Source organism: Ningiella algicola (assembly GCF_028401415.2).
In the GTDB taxonomy this organism is placed as follows: domain Bacteria; phylum Pseudomonadota; class Gammaproteobacteria; order Enterobacterales; family Alteromonadaceae; genus Glaciecola.
Genome location: NZ_CP171821.2, coordinates 3845210 through 3864690 on the forward strand (window position 1 = coordinate 3845210; position 19481 = coordinate 3864690).

Annotated in this window: 16 protein-coding genes and 1 tRNA gene; 10 read left to right on the forward strand and 7 right to left on the reverse strand. The window is 45.3% G+C overall.

Annotation, left to right across the window (positions count from 1 at the left end; genetic code table 11):
• The first annotated feature begins 29 nt into the window (after positions 1-29).
• From PN836_RS16660 to PN836_RS16685, 6 genes are all read left to right on the forward strand, one after another.
• A tRNA-Thr gene (locus PN836_RS16660) sits at positions 30-105 on the forward strand.
• A gap of 307 nt (positions 106-412) precedes the next feature.
• Positions 413-1051 carry a YqiJ family protein gene (locus PN836_RS16665; protein ID WP_395340409.1) on the forward strand — a complete coding sequence of 213 codons (639 nt, stop codon included), beginning with the start codon at positions 413-415 and terminating at the stop codon, positions 1049-1051.
• Positions 1052-1075: 24 nt separating this feature from the next.
• Entirely contained in the window at positions 1076-2833 is a 1758-nt protein-coding gene (locus PN836_RS16670; protein ID WP_395340411.1) for a flotillin family protein, read from the forward strand.
• 215 nt (positions 2834-3048) lie between these two features.
• The gene (locus tag PN836_RS16675; protein WP_395340412.1) at positions 3049-3531 is read left to right on the forward strand and encodes a copper chaperone PCu(A)C; all 483 of its coding nucleotides are present in this window, start codon (positions 3049-3051) and stop codon (positions 3529-3531) included.
• A gap of 132 nt (positions 3532-3663) precedes the next feature.
• Entirely contained in the window at positions 3664-4137 is a 474-nt protein-coding gene (locus PN836_RS16680; protein ID WP_395340414.1) for a Dps family protein, read from the forward strand.
• Positions 4138-4156: 19 nt separating this feature from the next.
• Entirely contained in the window at positions 4157-4468 is a 312-nt protein-coding gene (locus PN836_RS16685; protein ID WP_395340417.1) for a hypothetical protein, read from the forward strand.
• A 3-nt stretch (positions 4469-4471) separates the two neighbouring features.
• Here PN836_RS16685 and PN836_RS16690 read toward each other — a convergent pair whose 3' ends face one another.
• A complete protein-coding gene (locus tag PN836_RS16690) occupies positions 4472-4780 on the reverse strand; it encodes an Mpo1-like protein (protein WP_395340420.1) in 309 nt (102 codons plus the stop codon).
• A gap of 179 nt (positions 4781-4959) precedes the next feature.
• Here PN836_RS16690 and PN836_RS16695 point away from each other — a divergent pair, with 179 nt between their 5' ends.
• From PN836_RS16695 to PN836_RS16710, 4 genes are all read left to right on the forward strand, one after another.
• Positions 4960-5808, forward strand: a complete 849-nt coding sequence (locus tag PN836_RS16695; protein WP_395340422.1) for a co-chaperone YbbN — start codon at positions 4960-4962, stop codon at positions 5806-5808.
• Positions 5809-5917: 109 nt separating this feature from the next.
• Positions 5918-7213, forward strand: coding sequence for an adenylosuccinate synthase (locus PN836_RS16700; protein WP_395340424.1), 1296 nt, complete (start codon positions 5918-5920; stop codon positions 7211-7213).
• A 24-nt stretch (positions 7214-7237) separates the two neighbouring features.
• On the forward strand, positions 7238-8668 hold the full coding sequence (locus PN836_RS16705; RefSeq protein WP_395340426.1) for an aldehyde dehydrogenase family protein: 1431 nt from the start codon (positions 7238-7240) through the stop codon (positions 8666-8668).
• Positions 8665-9099 (forward strand): VOC family protein, encoded by a 435-nt coding sequence (locus PN836_RS16710; protein ID WP_395340428.1) that lies wholly within the window; start codon positions 8665-8667, stop codon positions 9097-9099. The genes PN836_RS16705 and PN836_RS16710 overlap by 4 nt, the downstream gene beginning before the upstream one ends.
• A gap of 27 nt (positions 9100-9126) precedes the next feature.
• Here PN836_RS16710 and PN836_RS16715 read toward each other — a convergent pair whose 3' ends face one another.
• The 6 genes from PN836_RS16715 to PN836_RS16740 all read right to left on the reverse strand — a co-directional run bounded on the left by PN836_RS16715 (position 9127) and on the right by PN836_RS16740 (position 19134).
• A complete protein-coding gene (locus PN836_RS16715; protein WP_395340430.1) occupies positions 9127-9936 on the reverse strand; it encodes a thioredoxin family protein in 810 nt (269 codons plus the stop codon).
• Between the two features lie 153 nt (positions 9937-10089).
• Positions 10090-10542, reverse strand: coding sequence for a GNAT family N-acetyltransferase (locus tag PN836_RS16720; protein WP_395340433.1), 453 nt, complete (start codon positions 10540-10542; stop codon positions 10090-10092).
• 5 nt (positions 10543-10547) lie between these two features.
• On the reverse strand, positions 10548-11918 hold the full coding sequence (locus tag PN836_RS16725) for a Na+/H+ antiporter NhaC family protein (protein ID WP_395340434.1): 1371 nt from the start codon (positions 11916-11918) through the stop codon (positions 10548-10550).
• A gap of 31 nt (positions 11919-11949) precedes the next feature.
• Positions 11950-14469 (reverse strand): penicillin binding protein PBP4B, encoded by a 2520-nt coding sequence (pbp4b, locus tag PN836_RS16730; RefSeq protein WP_395340437.1) that lies wholly within the window; start codon positions 14467-14469, stop codon positions 11950-11952.
• Positions 14466-16028 (reverse strand): tryptophan halogenase family protein, encoded by a 1563-nt coding sequence (locus PN836_RS16735; RefSeq protein ID WP_395340440.1) that lies wholly within the window; start codon positions 16026-16028, stop codon positions 14466-14468. The genes pbp4b and PN836_RS16735 overlap by 4 nt, the downstream gene beginning before the upstream one ends.
• A gap of 217 nt (positions 16029-16245) precedes the next feature.
• The gene (locus PN836_RS16740) at positions 16246-19134 is read right to left on the reverse strand and encodes a TonB-dependent receptor domain-containing protein (RefSeq protein ID WP_395340443.1); all 2889 of its coding nucleotides are present in this window, start codon (positions 19132-19134) and stop codon (positions 16246-16248) included.
• Positions 19135-19481: the final 347 nt, after the last annotated feature.

A 19481-nucleotide genomic window follows, 5' to 3' on the forward strand; every position in this document is an offset into this window, starting at 1 on the left:
TGCAATAACGCAGTGTTTTTTAAAAATGTGCCGACTTAGCTCAGTTGGTAGAGCAACTGACTTGTAATCAGTAGGTCGCCAGTTCGATTCCGGCAGTCGGCACCATTTTTAAGCGGTAAATGATGTTAAAGTGCGCCTAACCGAATGCCTACGCACGACCAGGCGCCACTGATAAATCAGTAGTCATGTGGGGTTGGCAGTTCGATTCCGGCAGTCGGCACCATTTTTAAGCGGTAAATGATGTTAAAGTGCGCCTAACCGAATGCCTACGCACGACCAGGCGCCACTGATAAATCAGTAGTCATGTGGGGTTGGCAGTTCGATTCCGGCAGTCGGCACCATTTTTAAGCCGTTTTACTGAACAAAAGCGCTGTTGTCATGGATGAACATTAAAGTAGTAAGGGAGTGTTCAATGTTTGATTTTCTGTTTGCCGATGCAAACTTTCTGTTTTCAATTGCCATCGGCATTGTATTTTTTTTGGGTTTGCTAGAAGCCTTCGGCTTGTTGATTGGCATAAGCTTGGCTGCCTTTCTGGACAACATTTCACCCATTGACGTAGACCTTAGCGCTGACCCTGATATTTCAGCTAGCGGACCCAGCGATGCGCTCTCATGGCTCTGCTTGAATCGCTTGCCGTTAATGGTTTGGCTTGTGTTGTTCTTAACCTGTTTTGGTATTACAGGCTACACCATCAACTTCTTGTCAGCCAGTTTCTTCAATATTTATTTTGCGGGTGTCATAAGTATTTCAGCGGCCTTAATCGCTGGACTTTTATTGACCGCTCGCATTGGTCGAGTGCTTGCCCGCATTATCCCTAAGAATGAAAGCTCCGCCGTTAGCTCCAGCAGTTTTAGCGGCAAGCTTGCAACAATTACTACCGGCACTGCAAGGTGGGGCTCGCCTGCAGAAGCCAGCGTGATTGACGATTTTAACCAGAAACATTACGTGATGGTTGAACCCATAGAATCAGATCAAGTGTTCGCCTCAGGGCAACAAGTCGTCTTGGTTCAAAAAGGAAAGAGTAGCTGGCAAGCCATCAGCTACCCATAATTTGTTTACTTTAAAGGATTCACTATGGAAACATTAAATACTGGAAGTAACCTCACTTTCATTCTCACTATCGCGGCGATAGCCGTTGTTGGTTTACTCACCCTATTTTTGATTTTTGCCAAGCTCTATACGCGTGCAACAAAAGAAACCGCTTTTGTGAGAACCGGTTTAGGCGGCGAAAAGGTCATAAAAGATGGCGGCGCTATTGTGCTGCCGGTGGTGCACGAAACCATACCTGTCAACATGAACACCTTGCGTATCGAAGTTGAAAAAACGTCGAAAGACGCACTGATCACCAAAGATAGAATGCGAGTAGATGTTAAAGCAGACTTCTATTTGCGCGTTGCACCTTCTTCAGAAGGGATATCAATGGCTGCGCAAACACTTGGTACACGAACAACGCGCGCAGAAGAAGTTAAAAAACTGATGGAATCTAAGTTTGTAGATGTACTTCGTGCCGTTGCAGCAGAAATGACGATGACGGAGATGCATGAGCAGCGTGCCGACTTTGTGCAAAAAGTGCAACAAAGTGTAGCGAACGATCTTGAAAAAAATGGTCTTGAGCTTGAGTCCGTATCTTTGACAGGCTTTGACCAGACTGACTTGCAGTATTTTAACGAAAACAACGCTTTCGATGCTGAAGGTCGAGCTCGCCTGGCAAAAATCATCGAGGAAAAACGCAAAGAAACAAACGACATAGAGCAGGAAAACCGCGTCAAAATTGAACAGCGTAATCTTGATGCAGAAAAGCAAAGTCTTGATATTAAGCGCGATGAAGAAGAAGCTCGCCTCATGCAGGAACAAACACTAGCCTTTAAACGTCAGGAGCAGCGCGCCGAAATATCCAAACAACGCGAAATGAAAGAGCGTGAAGAACGGGAAGCTGAAATCGCTAAAAACCGCGCAGTAGAAGCCGCTGAGATTGAAAAGTCTCGTGAGATTGAAACACAAGAAATCGCCAAGCGACAAGCACTTGAGCAGGCGCGCATACGTCAACAGCAAGAAGTAGAAGTAGCTGAGCAGGTGAAACAAATTGCGGTTGCTGTCAAATCTGAAGAAGAATCAGCAGCGCGTGCGAAGGCGGCTGAAGCAGAAAAATTAAAAGTAGAAAAAGAAGAAGCCGTTACTACCGCTCGCCAGGTTGCCCAAGCTAATCGCTCTAAAGAAATTGAAGTGATTGATGCGAAGAAAGAGGCTGAGCGAGAAGCGGTTGGGATCACAGTTGAAGCTGAGGCTAAGCGTGATGCCGCAGAAAACACCGCTGCAGCAATTTTAACAGAAGCCAAAGCAAACGCGGATGCTAAAATTCTACAAGCAGACGCTGATGAAAAAGTCCTTTCAGTTGAAGCCGCCGGTAAACAAGCGCTTCACGAAGCCGAAAACACCTTGAAATCTGAACAGATTGAACTGCAAAAGTCGTTAGCGATTTTGCAAGTGTTGCCGGAAATTGTCGCCAATGCTGTCAAACCGCTTGAAAATATTGACGGTATCAAGATTTTGCAAGGTTATGGAAGTAATGCAATTGGTACTAATGGCAATGCAGGGCTGTCGAGTACGGGCGCCAAAGGAAGTATTGCTGAACAAGTAACGGAAGCTGCGCTTAACTATCGGGCAAACGCGCCTGTGGTTGATTCCTTGTTACAAGAACTTGGCATGGTGGATGCCGACGGTGGTTCTTTGCAAGACTTAGTGAAAGGCAATAGCGCGTTACTTTCTAAACAAAGTGCACCACAGCCCACAGAGCCAAAACCTCATGCAGATGATAGTGACGGACTTGAATAAGTCCTTGCTCAAGCACTAATTGAAAGGCAGACTTCGGTCTGTCTTTATATTTTTATGTTTGTGAGGCATTTAAACAAGGCACATAAAGCGTAAATATGCCATTTTTCGGAACTGTAAAACACAGCTTGGGTCTCTATTGCTAAGGATACATTTACACGCTATGTTATGCGCGATTGGATTGACATGAAGTCTTAATGATGAAAAAGAGAGGTACCATGAAAAGACTAATAATGCTTGCGGCTCTGGTTATTTTTAGCACATTTTCCTATTCTCACGACCACAAGGGAGCCGATGGGGAAGCCTCAATGGCTGATGCTTTGACGGTTAAAGGGGCTTGGGCGCGTGAGACCTTTAAGCTGGCTAAATCGGGCGCCGCCTACGGCACATTTAAAAATGACGGAAGTAAAGACATCACCATCGCAAGCGCAAAAATCGATGCTACTGTTGCCTCTATGGTGGAACTTCATACCACTAAAATGGTTGATAATGTCATGCGTATGCAAGAGCTCGAGGACGGTATTGTGGTGCCGGCAGGTGAAGAAGTCAGCTTTTCCCAAGGCGGCAATCATTTTATGATCATGGGTTTGACCGGTCCTTTAGTATCTGGTGAGAACTTTAATATCACACTGATTTTTGCAGACGCTTCTGAAAAAACGATCGAATTTGATGTTCAGGATATGCGAAGCGCGGTCAATTAAGGCCTTGTCAGAAGTAAACCAAATCTCAGCCTGCCGCCTATATAACCTTAACGCAGCTCACTAGTGGCCTTGGTGCTTTTATTCAAAGAGCATTCTTCAGGCCACTTTAGCTTAATAATACAAAGGAATAACATGTCGAAAATAGATATTGGTATCAACGAGTCAGACCGTATTGCAATTGCAGATGGCTTAAAACACTTGTTAGCAGATTCATACACCCTGTATCTACAGACTCACAACTTCCATTGGAATGTGACAGGTCCTCAGTTTAGAGAACTTCATCTGATGTTTGAAGAACACTACACAGAACTTGCCACAGCCGTTGACGACATTGCTGAAAGGATACGGACTTTGGATGTTGCAGCACCAGGTACTTATAAAGCCTTTGCAGAATTAAGCTCTATTGCAGAAGTTGATGGTGTGCCGGCAGCACAAGATATGGTGAATATTTTGACTCAAAGCCATGAGGCGGTAGTAAAAACCTGTCGTCGAGTTTTGAAGATTGCACAAGATGCTGATGATGAGTCTACCGCAGCCTTAGTTGGCGATCGTATGGGTGTTCACGAAAAAACTGCGTGGATGCTGCGTGCAACCCAGTCGAGCTAAATAAAAAAGCCAGTATGTGATGAAATACTTTTTTTATTTAAGCATTGCGCCATATGCCTTCGTGTATTTTTATGCGGCATGGATTTACGATGGCTTTAGTATGCCGGTTGCCATTGTCGGGTTTATTGTCTCGGTAGGTCTATTCTACTATTTATACAAAGCACACATGCGGCGTGCTGAGCAGCAGCAAATCGAGGCTCGTGCCAGGGCTGAAAGTGCTGTAGCACAGACTCATAGTGCAGACCGAAATTCCTTATCACTATGGAAATCGCCTCTTCCATACATTGGGCTTCTAGCGCTTTTGGCCATTTATTTTGGCTTTAAGCTCTAGTGGCTATTTAAGGCTGACCTTTCCAATAATTATATCTTTAAACATTACCCAATCACCCATTAGGCTGTAAAACGGATATTTAAAAGTAGCGGGTTTATTGCGCTCAAAGAAAAAATGCCCCGTCCAAGCAAATCCATATCCAATTACGGGCACAAGCCATAAAAGCATCAGGTTCCCCAACACAATAGCCATGGCGATAATGCCTATTACTAACCACGAACCAATAAAATGCAGCAGTCGACAGGTAGGGTTGGTGTGTTCCGCTAAATAGTAGGGATAAAACTCTGCAAAGGACTTAAATGCTTGACTCATCAGATTGTTCCCGTTGTCCATTTAATGAATGATTAGGTGATGGATGGGTATTGTATAACATGTTTACGCAGCGCGGAAAACAACGGTCTATCAAAATTTGTTGCTTGCAAAACATATCTTCGCCTCCATAATCTTCACTATACATTCAACGTGAAAACTCTCAGATAATTGGACACCAAATGTCAGACACTGCAATAGCATTAAATGTAGAGAATTTTAAACAAGTTATTATAGAAGACAGTCAAGATAAGATTGTTATCGTGCATTTTTGGGCGCCTTGGGATGAGGGCTCGGTGGAGATGCTAAACACCCTAGAAACGGCAAGTGCGCAAAATATATCTACCACCGCTCTAGCAACGGTTAATTGCGATGAGCAACCGGAGATAGTGCAGCAGTTTGGTGTTCGTTCGTTGCCCACCACTATGCTGATAAAAGAAGGGCAACCGGTTGATGGTTTTGCGGGTGCGCAAACGCTTGAGCAGGTGATTGAAACCTTGTCAAAACATCTGCCAAGCCCCGAGCAAGCGCTTTTTGAACAAGCGGTTAGCGTCGCCCAAGAAGGGGATATGCAACAGGCTTTTACCCTTGCCAAACAGGCCTTTGATATTAATCCTGACAACGTTGAATGTCGGTTCTTATTGAGCGATTGTGCGCTTGAGACAGGCCAAGTCGAGACAGCAAAAACGTTGATGGCAGAGGTTAAATTAGTCGATCAAGATGCACGTTACCAATCTATTATGGGTAAAATCGAGCTTGCAGAAAAAGCAGCGGAGTCTCCTGAGCTGCTGGCGATGCAAGAGGAGCTGGCAAAAAATCCTGACGATTTTGAACTGAAGACAAAAGTCGCAGTTGGCTTGCAGCAGGCTCACAAAACCGAAGAGGCACTTGAGCTATTGTTCCAAATACTGAACAAAGACATGGCCTTTGGCGACGCCAAAAAGCTGACCCTAGACATGATTAACGCCTTGCCTGATGGCGAGCCGCTTAAATCAAAATATCGCCGCAAGTTTTATAGTTTGCTTTACTAGCATGGGTATAAGCGATGCGAAAAAGCGTATAAAATAAATCTCGATTAGGGTCAACATAGGCGGCGAAATTTGCTAATATCGCCGCCTAATTAATCAAGTTCTAATTTCCATGGCAAAAAATGTTGTAGTGCTCGGCACCCAGTGGGGTGATGAGGGCAAGGGTAAAGTCGTCGACTTGCTCACAAGTGAAGCATCTTATGTGGTGCGCTATCAAGGTGGTCACAATGCAGGCCACACGCTCGTAATAGACGGTGAAAAGACCGTTCTTCATTTAATTCCTTCCGGCATTCTGCGTGAAAACGTCAAATGTGTCATTGGCAACGGAGTTGTGCTCAGCCCCCAAGCTCTGCTCACTGAAATGAAGATGCTTGAAGATAAGGGCGTCCCGGTTAAAGAGCGTTTGGTAATCAGTGAAGCTTGCCCCTTGATTTTGCCATTTCACATCGCCCTTGATGTTGCCCGTGAAACGGCGCGAGGTGCTAAAGCGATTGGTACAACAGGCCGAGGTATTGGTCCAGCATATGAAGACAAAGTGTCGCGCAGAGGCTTACGCGTTGGTGACTTGTTTAATCCCGAAGATTTTGCGCTTAAGTTAAAAGAAGTGATGGCGTACCACAACTTCATGCTAACGGAATATTACAAGCAACCTGCGGTTGACTACGATACGGTGCTAAAAGAAGCGTTAGACGTTGCTGACCTGTTTAAGTCACTCACGGTTGACGTGACCGAGCTACTGGAAAATGCGAAGCAGAATAACAAGGCTATTATGTTTGAAGGTGCTCAAGGGACATTGCTTGATATTGACCACGGCACTTATCCATATGTAACTTCATCTAACACCACGGTTGGCGGTGTCGCAACCGGTGCAGGATTCGGCCCATTGAGCATTAATTATGTGTTGGGCATTGTCAAAGCTTATACAACGCGTGTCGGTTCAGGTCCTTTTCCGACCGAGCTTGATTGCGATGTTGGTCAACATCTTGGGGTTAAAGGTCACGAATTTGGCGCAACCACTGGCCGCAAGCGACGCACTGGCTGGTTTGATGCAGTCGCTATTTGCCGCGCGGTTCAGCTCAACTCTATCACCGGATTCTGCCTGACAAAACTTGATGTACTCGATGGCTTGGACACACTTAAAATTTGCATAGGCTATAAAGACAAGCAAGGCAATATTTCCAAAGTCCCACCGCTCGCTGCTGAAGGATATGATGTGGTAGAGCCGGTCTATGAAGAAATGCCAGGTTGGACTGAGCAAACCTATGGCGTGACTGATTATGACAAGCTTCCGCAAGCGGCTAAGCGTTATATTCGCCGTATTGAAGAGCTGACATCCGTGCCTGTTGATATCATTTCGACTGGTCCAGACCGTGCAGAAACGATGGTGTTACGTCACCCATTTGAATAAATAATGTTGGGGAGTAAAGCGTCAATGTCGAGTAATTCAGTAGTTGAAAACAGCGCAGATCAAGATGTCGAGCGCAGCGTGTCGTTCGATTACAGCGAGTTGCTCAATAGACTTGATAGTTTTTTTCATTCGCAACATACCCGCACGCTAGAGTGGCGTAAAGCACAATTAAAGCAGCTGCTAATTCTTATTAACGAAAATGAGCAAGCCTTGTTTGACGCCTTACAAGCGGATCTGGGTAAGTGTAAGCAAGAAGCGTACGTGACTGAGCTTGCTTACTTAAAATCAGATATCAAACACCAAATGGCGAGTGTCAAAAAATGGATGCGGCCAGTAAAAAAGTCTACTCCATTGGTTGCACAACCGGCGAAGAGTTACATTTATCCTGAGCCCCTTGGTACGGTATTAATAATTGGGGCATGGAATTATCCCATTCAACTTACGCTAAGTCCCTTAATTGCTGCCATTTCGGCAGGCAACTGCGCAGTGCTAAAGCCTTCCGAACTTGCCCAGCAAAGCTCTGCGCTAATTGCCAAATTACTACCTCAGTATTTGGACGAAAACGCCTTTGCTGTTGTCGAGGGCGGCAAAGATGAAACGAGCGCCTTACTCAGTCTGCCTTTTTCGAAGTTTTTCTACACAGGCGGTGAGCAGGTTGGAAAAATTGTAATGCGCGCAGCATCTGAGCACTTAACACCTGTTACCTTAGAGCTTGGCGGAAAAAGCCCCTGCGTTGTCGACAGTCAAATAGACATTGAAATTGCCGCCAACCGCATTGTATGGGGCAAGTTTATGAACGTGGGACAAACCTGCATTGCGCCTGACTATGTGCTTCTTGCACAGGATATTGCGGATGATTTTATTGATGCGCTCAAGCACGCCATTGAAAAGCAATATGGTAAGTCACCAAAAGATCAAGAAGAATATGGCAGAATTATTAATCAGCGCCATTGCCAGCGACTTGCCAGCTACTTAGATGGTCAAGATGTCATTTTGGGTGGGCAAATTGATATACAAGAAAAGTATATTTCGCCTACCTTAGTTTTAAATCCAAACGAGAATGACTTGATCATGCAAGAGGAAATTTTCGGCCCACTCTTGCCAATTATTGTTATGCCCTCGCGAGAAGCTATGCTGACGTTTATCAATAAAAGACCGCATCCACTTGCAGCCTACTTATTTTCAAAAGATGAAGCCTTCCAATCGCAGTTTTTGGAGCAAGTGTCTTGCGGAAGCGTCTGTATTAATGACTCTAGTATGTTCATGCTAAACCATGAATTGCCCTTTGGTGGGGTGGGTACAAGCGGCATGGGCCGGTATCATGGAAAGTTCGGCTTTGATACTTTTAGTCATGAAAAGACAGTAATGAAACGTAGTTTTGCATTAGAAAATACGCTGCGCTATGCGCCGTTCACTGCTTTTAAGAAAATGATTTTAAATAGGTTTATTGGATGACTTCTCCCTTCCATCTTGCCATACCTGTTACCGATTTAGACGATGCCGTACGCTTTTATGAAGAGCTTATAGGCTGCGAGCGAGGCCGAAGCGACAGCTGTTGGATTGACTGGAATTTTTATGGGCATCAGTTAGTCACCCATTTGGTGGAGGCAATGCCCAATATTCAGCAAGATGACGAATCATTGCAAACCAACGAGGTTGATAGCCACAATGTGCCAGTTCCTCATTTTGGCATTGTGTTAGCTAAGCATGATTGGCAAGCGTTGTCGGCGCGTCTAGAAAAACACGGGTACGCATTTCACATTAAACCCTACATTCGGTTTAAAGGCCAAGTGGGCGAGCAGGGAACGTTCTTCCTATTTGATCCAAGCGGCAACGCTTTAGAATTTAAATATTTTGAAGATATGAAGCAACTATTCGCAAGTTAACCATGCTCTAAATCCAAGTACCGGAGCTTATTTGACTTCCCAGCTAAATGCTTCATAACTTGGAATAGTATCAAGCTCACCCATTCTCAGAGCGTGAATGTCTTTTTGCAAAGCAAAGCGAAAATCTCTGACTTCTCCCCAAAGTGAATAAAAAGCCTCTTTATCTTCAAGACGACCTTCATCTTCCGCTTCCATTAGAGGACGCAGTCGTATGTAGGCCTTCATCAATCGTTCAGCTTGTTCTTCTTCAAACTGATCGAGCGCATTTTTTGATACCTTCATGGCCTCGCTATCGAAGTCCTGCGCCTCAAAGTTAGCGAAATAGGATACATAGTCTTCAACTGGCAATGAATCCGCATTATTAAAGATTTGCAAACTGTCTAAATTGAGCAATGCTTCACTGCTTGGGTCGATAATCATTACGGTAGGTGTCCCAAAAAATATAGGGTAACCAAATCGTCGCGTTATTTCGCGTTTATCGTTGTAGTTGCCAAGATCCACAAACAGTAGCTCATACTTTTCTAAAATGACTGGGGCAAGCGCTGGCATTTCAATTTTGTCCGCGAAGCCTCTGCTGTCATGACACCACTGCGCGCCTAAAACCAGCAAGAGCAATTTACCTTGCTCAATGGCGCTCTTTAGTGCTAAGTCGACGCGCGCCTCATCATTGTCATGGGCAATAAAATGAATGTTAGAGGACGCTTGTGTATCCTGCTCAGCTTTGACTGTTGGTGTTCTCAATAGACTTGCGAAAAGTAGCGCTAGCACAATAAAAATACCTACATTAGCGCGTTTGAGCGACAATGAAGATGAATCAGGTAGAAAAAAGGACAGCATGAAATGAATACACCTAATTGGATATTTGTCGCTAGCTTATCAGCAAAGGCCATGATGAGGTAGCCGGGGATCTTGCATTTGTCGATCTTTGTATCGACGCAGTCCTTTGTGTAGAAAGCGAAATGACATACAGTTGAGTAAAGCAGCTAAGCGCTAAGGGCGAAGACGCATTTCCAATAGTGCAGTTTCAAATCCCAACTTTTCGTAGGCTTTAATTGCACCAGAGTTTGACGGATATACTGTCAACACACAGTTTTCTACGCCTTTATCTCTAGCCCAAGCAATCAGCGCTTTGATGATTTTAGCATTGATGCCTTTCCCTCTGTGCTCAGCTTCAACGTACATCATGGCTAGGTATAAATGTTGATCATGTTTGTAATAGTCTTTAGAAGGGCGAATAACACCCGCCCCGCATCCAAGCAAGTGTCCGTTAATTTCGGCAACGATCAAATTAGCGTTTTCATTCTCTATGAATGAGGATGGGTCATAGTATTCTATGTGGCCATTTTTTAAACACTCGTCCATTGGGCGTTCGGCTTCTACAATTCCTTGCAAATACGCTCGCAATGTTGGTAAGTCTGAGAGTGTAGCGCTGCGTATTTTCATATCTTTTATAGGACCACTAGGCTTATTGCGATATAAGCAACGATTGTTGCTCCACCCACGACTAATGCATAAGGAAGTTGCGTTTTGACATGCGTCAGAAGGTCGCAGCCCGCAGCAAGTGAACTAATGGCAGTGGTGTCTGAGATAGGTGAGCAATGGTCGCCAAAAATTCCGCCGCCAAGTATTGCCGCTAAAACCAGCTCAGGCGGTAAACCTAAACTTTGTACAAGCGGCATGCCAATAGGAATTAGAATTGCAAATGTCCCCCAGGAGGTGCCGGTGGTGAAGGATATAATGCCGCCAGCAATAAACAACATGGGTACTATTAAATAGATAGATAAATAGTTACCGACCAAGCCTGCTACAAAAACCCCGGTTCCCAGCTCTTTTAAACTTGCACCAAGTGTTATAGAGAGCAACACAATTGTTACCAAAGGAAGTAATTCACCCATGCCTTTGAAACCCATTTTAAAAGCGCCTTGATGGTCAGTTTTTTTGCCCATTACGAGCATGACGTAGGCAACAATACAGGCAAGGAAAGTAGCATATAACACCGATTTGCTGCCGCTCCCTGAGCTTAAATCTCCATTTCCTGTCCACAGCATAAAACCAAGCATACCAAAGACCATCACCAGCATGGGAACTAGCATATACCTTGCTTTACTGGCTTGAGTCACCTCGAGCTTGCTGTCGGTGCTCTCTAAATCAATTTCAGCTTGTGCCATTGGGCCGTGTACTTTGTCTGACGCTATTGTGTATCCAACCACAACTAGTGTTAGCCACGCGTAAATATTATAGGGAAGGGTAGACCATAGAATTTCTAATGGATTTTGTTGTAAGTCGTAAGTGCTCAAAAGTGCGAGGATGTAGGCTCCCCATCCGTTTAATAAAATCAAAATACAAACTGGCGCGCTGGTAGAATCAATCACGTACGCTAAACGTGCACGGCTCATTTTGAAGCGGTCGAATAGGCCTCTTGCCAGAATACCGGCGGTTAATACACTTAGATTTGACTCAATAAACACGGCGACTCCGGTAAACATGGTAATGCTACCCACTCGCTTTTTGGTTTTCGCAATGCCTGAACTAATTAGTCTATTGACCAATGCAGCGACGCCACCCGAGTCGCGAATAAAGGCTAGAAGCGCACCTACGAGTAACGAAAATATCAGGATCCTCGCATTGCCCTCGTCTCCCACGGTACTCACAATTCGCTCAGCCGTATTAATTGGTGTTAGCAGGACAACACTGCCGGTGTTCAAGGTCAGCAGAAATTCTGCGCTTAATATCGATAGCAATAAAGCGAGAATGACTTCTTTTTTCCAGATGACAACTGAAATCGCGATTATTGGAGGAAGTATACTGAGCCAGTCCATTTACGGCGGTCCTTTTGTTATTATTGTGATATTAATTGCTTGCTTCACCTGCAATGATGGCTTCATACACCAGGCTCATCACGCTGCCGTAACGACCTGTTTCATAGGAATCACCTTCAAAATAAGGCTCACCATTTTTGTCGATGACTTTTGAGTGCTTTTTATTCGTTAACAGAATGATGGCTAAATCATATTCTGGGTCCATGATAGTTGCTGTTCCGGTCCATCCGGTATGACCAAATGCGCGTGTGCTTGCGTAAGGGCCAAAGTGCCAAGCCATTGCAGGGTCGGCCGCTAAACGCCAGCCTAAACCAAAGCCATCAGATCCATAGCGAGGCGACGTGAATCGCGCTAATGTGGCCTCATCAAAAAGCTGAGCGTCGTCATATCCGCCGCCGTTGAGCACAAGTTGAGCAAGTACCGCTAGATCTTTCGCTGTTCCAAACAGTCCGGCGTGTCCGGCTACTCCGCCCATTGAATAGAAGGCTTTCTCATCGTGCACTTCGCCGCGTAGAACATGTTCACGAGCGCCCTCAAATTGAATTCGACCTTGTCGGGTATTACCTTGAATTTCAGTCGCAGCAAATTGCCGTTTTGACGCGCCTTTTTGCAGCGGGTTAAATCGAAGGCTATCCAAATCAAGCGCTTGATAAATTTGGGTTTCTAGATATTCATCAAGCGCCATGCCGACCACTCTCTCAATCAGTAAACCCAGCACCATAAAGTTAATGTCAGAATAATGCTGCTCACTCTGGCGCCCTGTTTTAAATGGCACTTGAGAGAGCAATAAATCTTTCGTCGTGCTTCGGTTTAGGGAATGAAAGTCTTCGTTGTTTTGGTCAAAAAAACGTAAGTCGGCGTCGTAGCCTGATGCATGGGCAAGTAAATCTGACACACTGCGAGCTTCTCTTCCCTCACCAAGATACTCTGGCAAATAGTTTGAGATAGGGGCGTCTAAATGCACCTTGCCTTGCGTGACTAAATGCATGATAGCCAAGGTAGTTGCGAAGGTTTTTGTGTTTGAGGCAAGATCAAAGTGAGTATCAACCGTCATCATGTCTGGTTGTTGAAGTAGCATTCCATCGGACGAATATTTCTGAGCATAGCCGTAGGCGTCAAATTTCACTATTTCACCTTTATGCATGACTAACAGCACTGCACCGGGAAAGCCTTCAATCACGTCTTGTTGAATTAAGGTGTCCACAGCAGAAAAGTCATAAGCCGCGTCATCAATATTTAGCTTGCCTGATGCGCTTGCGTTGTTGCTTCGTCCTAAGTTTTTGTAGTTTCTGTTAAGGTTTTTGATGTCTGGATAAGGGATATGGATTTCTAACGATGCCCCTTGCGGCTCAATGTTTTCAACACGTATGCTGTTCAAACCATCTTTTGTTCGCTTAGCGAGGGAGTATTCGTAGAGTCGACTAGGTTCAAACGGTAGCGTAATGTTAAGCGCTTGATCATTTATAAAGATATCGGCAGATTCAGCGTCCATCGCGTTTACGATCATGCTTCCGCGCCCAGAGTAGGCTTTAAAGCTTGCTCTATTATTGACGAAGGCGCGGGTGTTGGAGCGCGTGAGCGGGAATACCTGATGTATTTGCCCCTTTGTAATTTGCGGCTCAGAATCAGGCCTTGGTTGAGACTCAATCTCGTATCGCTCTGTTAGCTTTTCCAAACGCTCAGGAAAATACCGTTCTAACAAAGCGAATATTGCTGCGGCGGTGCTTGAATCTATGTTGCCGCTAACTTGCCATGGCAAAAAGTGCATCTGAAAGGCGCTAACAGTATCGATACTCTGCTGGTCGTTTATTCCAGTTTCGATAATGCCATAGCCATAAGCGCGAAGAGCAGCCTGCACTAAGGCGATGTTTGGCATATTAGCGTTAAACGCTTGCCAGTATTTCGCCAACACATCTTGTTCATACCACGCGCCAATCCCAGCTTCATAGAGCTGAAACCATGGAAAACGGGGACCAGGATCGTTCTTGCGTGATGGCGCTATGTCGGAGTGACCAACGACTGCCGTTGCATCGATATCCGGGTTACGACTTAATATATCCTTACTCAATTCAATAACCAGCTCTATCTGTTTAGGGTCATAATCCGGGAATACGCACAGACGATTTGGTCCATGCTCTGCTTTTGCCGCAGTTCCCGCCTCTTCCAAGGCTTTTTGATTCTGGAAGCAGCTTGGTACGTTCACTATCTCAATGCCAATGGAGCTATCGTTTAGGCCAGTTCGTCCTTGCCAATAGCTCACGCCAGCATGCCACGCTCGTTCATTTTCATCTACGAGCTGAAGAATGCGTAAATCGTCATAGGGATAGCTTGGGTCGTTACTTTCAGGCACCAGATAATGCGAGCTTACCCAGCCCTCTTTAACCAGTGCATCAACCGATTTTTGATAGTTAATGGCCGTAAAATGCATCACCAGTGACTTGACCCTGAAACTATAGTTTACTGATGGAAGCTGAGTGTAACTTGAGCTAATGCAACTGGAGATAAACACACAGATAGAGGCGAGCAACATGGTTTTAATAATTGGCTTCATTGACTCGTCCCGCAGTAATGCGCTAAATAGCTTTTGTGGCTTGGCATTTGTTGTTCAGCTTCGCGCATCGCGCCGGCGATACGTTTAAGATTTTCCTGCCGTTGCCCCTCATCAAGCTTGTTGACTAATGGATGAAAGCTGGAGGGGACAAGGCCTTGACCGTTCATGACCGAAAACCAGCTCAATTCATTGAACAATTCATTATTTTCTCTAAACAATCGACCGCTAGACAAGTACAAATCAATTTTCGCTTGTAAGGTGTCAGGAATAGACATGGATTGGCAATAACGCCAAAATTCTGAGTCGTCACGTTTGGTAGCTTTATAGTGCAATATAATAAAATCGCGGATGCGCCAGAGTTCATCGTCGGTGTAACGATTGTATGTGTCAATGTCAGCTTGATTGCAATGAAGTTTACTTAAGGTCTTGCCTGATGAATCCTGAGAAGGCGACGTTGCTGAATTTTTCGTTGGAAACAAAGACAGTAGCCGCATGATTGCAGACTGAATAAGCTGTAAGCCTGTGGACTCTAATGGTTCAATAAAACCTGCTGATAAGCCAATAGCTACGCAGTTATTTTTCCACGCCTGACAGCGCTTACCATTGATCCATTTAAGCTCTCTCGCTTCAGATAAAGCGTTGCTTGGAAGGCGTTTTGCAAGCTGCGATACGGCCTTTTGCTTACTTAAAAACTCTGACGAGAATACGAAGCCGTTGCCTATTCGGTGTTGAAGCGGTATTTGCCACTGCCAGCCACATTCATGGGCGCTAGAAATTGTGTAGGGTTTTATGTCGTCAAGTGACTCACTTGGCTGGGCGATGGCTGAGTCGCATGGTAAATATTCGCGCCAATCTTCAAAATCGACACCCAGTGTTTGCGCAATCAATAGCCCTTTAAACCCTGAGCAGTCGATAAACAGGTCGCCTTCAACAGACGAGTCATCTTGTAAACCAAGTGCAGTGATATTGGCGCTTTGTGGGCACTGATGTACCTGCCTGACTTCACCAAGTACGCGTCTCACCCCGCGCTCAATAGAGTATTGGCAAAGAAACTCAGCGTACTTTATGGCATCAAAATGATAGGCATATTTGAGCTTAGCCAAGGCTGAACGAGACTGTGGCTGCGGATGGCAAAACTTATTCTGAAGTGCAGCTGTGTATTCTAAACAATAATTTTCGATAGCGTGTTGTTGGCCGCGTAGTTTATCCTTTAACCAATAATGATGAAACGGCACGCCATTCATATTCACGCCGTAAGGACCAAAAGGGTGCATATATTTATGCGACTTTTCATACCAGTCATGGAATTCGATGCCTAGCTTAAATGAGCCATGCGTATATTTTAAAAATTCAGCTTCATTTATACCCAACATGTGGTTGAATTCAAGAATGGAAGGAATCGTCGCTTCACCCACAGAAACTGTGCCGATATTAGAGGACTCTACCAAGGTGATGGAGTGATCCTGCAAAGGGAGCGAATTAGCAAGGGCAGCCGCGGTCATCCAACCTGCTGAGCCGCCGCCAACTATTACTACTCTTAACGTTTTATTAGTTGTCATTAACCTTCTTATACATTTTGCTTTTGTAGTGTCTTGCTGATGTTTATTTAGCGAAGTAAACAGCAACTTCACACCGCGCTTTTTGTATCATAATGCGCTTAGCTGAAACGCACAATTGCTTGCAAATAAAAAGGGCGATGGTATTGCTCATCGCCCTTGATTGAGTCGAGTTAACACTCGCAGAGCAGCAACAACTGATGCTGCAAAAGCCTACGCATTAAAAGTCATAGTTAACTTGTAGTGTAAAAGATCTTCCGCGCGGATCTGCGACCCTTGGGTCGAACGCAGCACCCGGTGAGAAATCGTTCTGATGTGCAGTAAATGGTGGATCGCGATCAAATAGATTTCTTACGCCAAAGATGACTTCGGTATCCTCCCACCCCGTGTAGTTGATGCTGTAGTTGTAAACTAAGTAACTGCCTACAACACCATCATAGTTAGGTGGATTTGCTTCTCCAGATGCCACACCCGGCGGCGTTTCATCGTCATAACTATGTCGGTAAACCTGTGTCAGCACATGCGTAAAGTCCTCATATGAGTAGGTAAAAGAAACGGTATGCTTCCACCTAAGCGGGATATTACCACGTGAATGCGTACCGACTAGATTTGGACCAAAGGGCGCATTATCTCGCTCCTGTTTAATGTCTTCAATCAAATAACTTCCGTTAAAGTTGAGAGCCCAGGTATGGTCGCCAATATCGCCGCCCGTAACCAAACCCACTTCAACACCGCTAGTTTGTCGACCACCTGCGTTGATGAAGCGACGGTCAATCGCAACAATGCTCCCATCGGGAGCAAATAAGAAGTTATCGCTAAATAGCTCTGGGTTCTCAATGAGCTCTCTAAAGCCTGGTGTTTGAATGGTGCCCTCTATTTCAATTTCCCACCAGTCAACATTAACGATGACGTCATCCGTGGCAAACACAACGCCCAAACTAGACTGATTAGATTCTTCTGGGCCTAAGTCTGGTTGACCACCAAAGAAAATAGCGGGGGTGATTGGCTGACATGATGGGTTGTCGGCAATGACTATGCCATCTGGACACAAGAATGGGTTCGCTAAGTCAGTGCCAGTGTAAGGTTCAGCGGTTATACCATTAAAGAGCTGATTAAAGCTTGGTACTCTAAAGCCTGTGCTATAAGAGCCACGGAACAACAACTCGTCTATCGGGGTAAATTTAAAACCATATTTCGGATTAGTTGTACCACCAAAGCCATCATAATCATCATGACGCAGCGCTAAATTTAACTCTAAACTTTCAACCACTGGTACTAGCGCTTCAACAAAGATTGCTTTGATGTCACGGCTCACGTTTTCAAGGGCGTTGGCATCATCAAATGGAGCGCCATATATTGTCGGCCGCTCATCTGCGACTCGACGGTCACCGTTAAATTCGTACTCTTCCCTACGTAAATCAATGCCGGCAGCAACATAAATACTATCTCCGCCTAAGCCGAGCTCAAAGCCGGTATCCCCCGAAATGGTTGCATCGATTTGCGTCATGATGGTTTTACCGCCAAACAACGTTACGCCGCGAGCAGAGGCATTCTCAAGCATTTGCAGGGCTTCAGGTGTTTGCGACTGACCTGGTAACAAGAATGGGTTTAAAACGCCAGTCCCGATGGCTTCTGCAAGCCCTTGAACATAGTGGTAACCACCGCCAAGTTCGGACTCTGCTTCGTTTGCCGAGCGAGACAAGCCTGCTTTATAGTCCCAATCGCCACCAATAACCCCTTCAATGCCTAACTGAATTTTATATGATGTCGTTGTTGTTTCAATTTCTCGAGGTCCGCAATCCATGCAGCGCCAGCGATAGGCTATGGGCGCGCCAATATTGAGTTGGTCTGCGCCATAAAAATCGGATAAAGCGTCTACGATGTAGTCATATGAGGCGCCAGTGCTTGGATACCAACCGCCGCCAAAGGTGTCCCAATCGCCGTTCCCAATCGCCCAAGGCGTAATTTGATTGGGTTCAAACACTTTTTTGGAAACGACTTCAGATCCTAAAAGTTCAATAAATGCTTCCGAGTCCTCACCCACCGCCATGGTGCCACGTCCAACAAAGTCGAGACTTTCAACCGGTTGTTGTAAAACTGCGGCACGAGGGTAATCCCATGCACAGCTTACGCCGAGATTCCGCGTTCTATTCCACAAATCTGCTTGATCAGGTCCCATATTTTCAATGGCATCACATCCAGGTTGACCCGGCAACGCCAGCACATTAAGCACATCGTTCTCAAGCCCTGTATTTGGGTTGGTTAAACCTGAACCGATAAGGTTGTAGTGATTCGATGTGGGGTCGTTTGGACTGCTCCAGCGGTCATTGATTGACGCAAAAGGTGCGCCTCGTGTATCTGGCGATAGGCCTCTATCTGGTTGGAAAGTATTGGTAAAGTCTCTGTCAGTACCGCGCAATATCTCAGACGACTTGTAGGCCAGTGAGCCCATGACATTGTAACCGTCCTTGTTCATATCGCCTGTACCGGCCAACACGTTGAGTCGGTAAATATTACCGCCACCATCTTCAGTGTGATCGGCAAACGCGCCTAGCTGAAGACCGTTGTAGTTTTGCTTCAGAATGAAGTTAATTACACCACCGATTGCATCTGTACCGTAAACAGCAGAAGCGCCGTCGCGCAATATTTCAACTCGTTCTATGGCTGCAAATGGAATGGAGTTAAGATCAACTGAACGACCTTTTAGTCCATGAGTTGCGATTCGTCTTCCGTTCAACAACACCAATGTCGAACCTACACCTTGCTGGCGAAGGTTGGCACTTGAAGCACCATTGTTGCCGCGTTCTTCACCACCCACAATACCCGCATTACTGGCGAGATTGTCATTAGAGTTTGAAGATATATTGAGTTGCAGTAATAGTTGGTCAGCTGAGGTGATACCAGCAGCATCGATTTCAGCCCGCGAAATAACCGTCAGAGGTAGATCGCCCTCTAAGCTTGTGCGCTTAATGCTTGAACCGGTTACTTCAATTCGCTCAACTTCTCCGTTGTTTTCTTCAAGTAATTCTTCATCTGTAGCTTGCTGGGCATAGGCATTTACGCCGAGTCCCGACATGGCTAGCACGAGTGCAATTTTATTTAACTTCACTGTGCAGTCTCCCTAGTTAATTATTATTGGCATGTGTGGTCTATCACTCGTTATTGATAGATGCAGAAATCTGTGTGTGAGATGCCTGCGAGCCAGAAGAGCGTGAAACTACAACGAACACAAGATACACCCTTCCTTGTCTTCACGTTAGCATAAGCAAAATGAATGTAAATAATAAATTATTCCAAAAATGTATCATGATTTTTCAATAAATTATTTATTCTTTAAATTCAGCAGGTTAAGCTGTTCAGCGCGACTAAGGTCTGGGGCGATTTTGGCGGTGAAATCGTATTTGGAGCACAAAACACCAGTCTTAACCCTAGCGCTGAGCATGCGATGAACTGAAG